The organism is Streptomyces sp. CA2R106 (assembly GCF_037034245.1).
Classification (GTDB): domain Bacteria; phylum Actinomycetota; class Actinomycetes; order Streptomycetales; family Streptomycetaceae; genus Actinacidiphila.
In genome coordinates this window covers 1-2,899 of the sequence record NZ_JBAGKC010000102.1, presented here as the reverse complement: position 1 = coordinate 2,899, position 2,899 = coordinate 1, and the positions used below count along the sequence as shown (strand labels likewise).

At 74.4% G+C, this 2,899-nt stretch carries 1 protein-coding gene; it reads right to left on the bottom strand.

All coding sequences use genetic code 11. The features are described 5' to 3' along the window. On the bottom strand, positions 1-2,899 hold a 2,899-nt coding region (locus tag WA788_RS35185; protein WP_335984495.1), incomplete at both ends, for an SDR family NAD(P)-dependent oxidoreductase.

The following is a 2,899-nucleotide window of genomic DNA, read 5'->3' as shown; positions in this document are numbered from 1 at the left end:
CCCATTCGACGCACCATCCTGGTTCACCGCACTGGACCGCACCACCGCCAACACCCGATGACCATTCCGCTCCGCATCCGACAGGCGCTCCACCACCAACACACCCATGCCCTCACTGAAGCCCGTCCCATCCGCCGCCTCAGCAAACGCCTTGCACCGACCATCAGCAGACAACCCACCCTGCTGCGCAAACCCCACAAACGTGTGCGGCAACGCATTCACCGTCACCCCCGCCACCAACGCCAGCGAGCACTCCCCACCCCGCAACGCCTGACCGGCAAGGTGTAGCGCCACCAGCGACGACGAACACGCCGTATCCACCGTCACCGCCGGACCCACCAACCCCAACGCATACGCCACCCGCCCCGACAACACACTCTGCGCACCACCCGTCAGCAACTGCGCATCCGCGTCGGCATCCACCAACGCCGCCGAGACGACCTCCGAATAACCCGACTGGTAGCTGCCGACGAACACACCTGTTGATGAACCCGCCAGCGCGAGCGGGTCGATACCCGCGTGCTCCAGCGCCTCCCACGCCCCCTCCAGCAGCAACCGCTGCTGCGGGTCCGTGGCCAGCGCCTCCCGCGGCGACATCGCGAAGAACCCGGCGTCGAAGTCCAACGCGCCCTCCACGAACCCGCCGGCGTGGGCGAGTTCGGTCAGCAGGCCGGTGTCCCAACCGCGGTCGGCCGGGAACTCGCCCATGCCGTCGCGGCCTTGGGCGAGCAGGTCCCACAGCCGGTCCGGGTCCGAGGCGCCGCCGGGGAAGCGGCAGGCCATGCCGACGATGACCAGGGGGTCGTCGTCCACCGAGCGCAGCTCGGGCAGCGCCTCGGTCGGGGAGGCCACGACACCGCCGAGGCGCTCGTCCAGGAAGTCGGCGAGGCGGACGGCGTTGGGGTAGTCGAAGACGAGGGTCGAGGGCAGGGCGAGTTCGGTCACGGCCTGGAGCCGGTTGCGCAGTTCGACCGCGGTCAGCGAGTCGAACCCGACGTCGCGGAAGGGCTGTTCGGGGGCGACCTGGCTCGCCGAGCTGTGGCCGAGCACCGCGGCGGCGTGGTCGCGGACGAGGTCGAGCAGATGGCTCCGCCGCTGGTCGGCGGTGAGCCCGGCCAGTCGGGCGGCGAGGCCGCCGCCGGTGTGGTCGGCGGTGCCCGCGCGGGCCCGGGTGCGCCGGGCCGGGCCGCCGGCGAGGGAGCGGAAGAGGGCGGGGACGTCGGCGGTGGCCCGCAGGGCGGCGGCCTTCAGCTCGGTCAGGCCGAGCAGCGGCCGGTCGGCGGCCAGTGCCCGGTCGAAGAGGGCCATGCCCTGCTGCTCCGAGATCGGGCGCATGCCCAGCCGGCCGAGCCGGTGCATGTCGGTGCCGGAGAGCGCGCCGGTCAGGCCGAGGCTCTGGTCCCAGGGCCCCCAGGCCATGGAGACACCGGCGAGCCCGGCCGCCCGGCGGTGCCGTACCAGGGCGTCGAGGTAGACGTTGCCCGCGGCGTAGTTGCCCTGGCCGGGGCTGCCGATGAGCCCGGCGAGCGAGGAGAAGACGACGAACATCGCGAGGTCCTGGTCGCGGGTCAGCTCGTGCAGGTGCCAGGCCGCGTCCACCTTGGGGGTGAGGACGCGGTGGAGTTGGCCGGGGGTCAGCGTGGAGATCACGCCGTCGTCCAGGACGCCCGCGGTGTGCACCACCCCCGCGAGGCGCACGCCGTCCAGGGCGGCCGCCAGCGCGTCGCGGTCGGCGGCGTCGCATGCCGCCACGGTGACCTCGGCGCCCTGGGCCGTCAGCTCCTCGACCAGCGCGTCCGCGCCGGGTGCGGCGCCGCCCCGGCGGCTGAGCAGCAGCAGGCTGCGTACGCCGTGCGCCGCCACGAGGTGCCGGGCGACCGCGCTGCCGAGGCCGCCGGTGCCGCCGGTGATCAGGACGGTGCCGTCGAGCGTGACGGGTGCGGTGTCCGCGCCGCCCGTCACGTCCGCGCGCACCAGCTGCGGGGCAAGCAACGTACCGCCGCGCACCGCGAGTTGGGGCTCGCCGGTGCCGAGCGCGCGGGCCGGCACGTCGGAGGAGATGACAGCATCGGTGTCGGCGTCGGTGTCGGCATCGGTGTCGAGCAGGACGAACCGGCCCGGGTCCTCGCTCTGCGCCGACCGGACCAGCCCCCACACGGCGGCCGCGGCCAGATCGGTGACGGTCTCGCCCGGGTGGGCGGCGACCGCGCCGCGGGTGCGGACGACCAGCCGTTCGCCGGTGAAGTCCCGCACCTGGGTCAGCGCCCATTCCACGGCTGCGTGGACCGCCTCCGGTGAGGTGTCCGCCGCGGCGGGCACGTCGAGCAGCACGTGGCCGTCGGAAGCGGCGGCGCCGACCGGCTCGGGCACCTCGTTCCACACGAGGTCGAGCACCGTCTCCGCCGTGTGGCCCGCGCCGAGCGCCCGCTCCTGGACCGGGCGCATGACCAGCGAGCCGATCGACAGCACGGGTGCGCCGGTCTCGTCGGCCAGGACCGCCGTGACGGCGTCCGGTCCGGTGCGCGCCATCCGCACCCGTACGGCCTTCGCGCCGGCGGCGTGCAGGGTGACGTCGTTGAACGCGAAGGGCAGTCGGCCGAGTTCGGCGGGGTCCAGGCCGGCGAAGGTGTTCGGGTGCAGGGCCGCGTCGAGCAGCGCCGGGTGGATGCCGAACGCCGTGGCGGCGGCGCCCTGGTCGGCGGGCAGGGCCGCCTCGGCGTAGATCCGGCCGTCCTGCCGCCACGCCCGGGTCAGCCCCTGGAAGACCGGGCCGTACCCGAACCCGCTGTCGGCGCTGCGCTGGTAGAAGTCCGCGAGGTCCACCGGTGTGCTGCCCGGCGGCGGCCACGCGCCCGCCAGCTCGGCCGCGTCCACGGTGCCGGCCTCGTCCACGACGGCA